The organism is Halomonas sp. 3A7M (assembly GCF_014897875.1).
In the GTDB taxonomy this organism is placed as follows: Bacteria; Pseudomonadota; Gammaproteobacteria; order Pseudomonadales; family Halomonadaceae; genus Vreelandella.
In genome coordinates, this window is record NZ_JABUZD010000021.1 from 1 (window position 1) to 903 (window position 903).

The following is a 903-nucleotide window of genomic DNA, read 5'->3' on the forward strand; positions in this document are numbered from 1 at the left end:
AGCGATACTACAAGGGTCGAAACAAAGCGCGGCGGCAACCGCAACCATAGGAGTCAATTATGCAGCCCACCACCAAAATCACCGCTAGCATCGTACCAAAGGCGCAGCGTTCTACTTTGCTGCCGAAACCACTAGAGCTGGAAATTCAGCACGCTATGCGCATGATTTGTGAAGACTACCAAGGTGGTTCTTGGGAGTTCTATGAGCTAAGCGACCGCCAAGCGGCCTACATCGCCCCCGGTAGAGACGAGCTGCTAAGCATCAAGGTAGCAGGCGCTTTTTATGAAGGCTCAATGACAGCGGATGCAGCGGGGATAACCGCCACGTTAATCGCACTCAATAAGCTGGCTAACACAACACGCCTTTCACGCTTTGCTAATCAATACCACGCGCTGCGCATGTTCGCGTGTACGCATCCCGAGCAACATAAGATTTTGATTGCTGCCGCCTGATAGGGGCAAAGCAGAACGCCCATCGGATGCTGGGCGTTCTGCTCTTCAAGCTATCACCACCGTTAAAGCGCGGGCGGCAACCGCAGACCAAAGGAGGCTTTTATGACATACGGCTATGATGACGCCAACCAGGATGGCATTTGCCTATCCCCCATCCCCCTAGAAGCAAGGCAGTCACCGACATTGCTAGATGGGTACATAGCAGGATTAGAGTCCCGCTACACGATGCTTGAGCAGGCTATGAACGACACGGCTGGCATCTTGGATGCTGACGATGTGGCCGCGATAGAGCAACTGGCCATGGATCTTGATGAGTGCGAAAAGCTCCTGTCATCGGCAAGAACCGTTCTTGAATCTCTAAAGTCATAATCTCCCGCCTGGCGGTAGCCTGTGCCCCACACAGGCTACCGCCAGGGTATGGCGTTGTCGCTCCGCTCCAAAGCCATACGCC

2 protein-coding genes are annotated in these 903 nt (G+C 54.2%); both read left to right on the forward strand.

The features are described from left to right. Window positions 1-59 precede the first annotated feature (59 nt). The gene (locus INT19_RS01525; RefSeq protein WP_193059440.1) at window positions 60-452 is read left to right on the forward strand and encodes an antirestriction protein; all 393 of its coding nucleotides are present in this window, start codon (window positions 60-62) and stop codon (window positions 450-452) included. A 102-nt stretch (window positions 453-554) separates the two neighbouring features. Further along, window positions 555-821 (forward strand): hypothetical protein, encoded by a 267-nt coding sequence (locus tag INT19_RS01530; protein WP_193059441.1) that lies wholly within the window; start codon window positions 555-557, stop codon window positions 819-821. The last annotated feature ends 82 nt before the right edge of the window (window positions 822-903 follow it).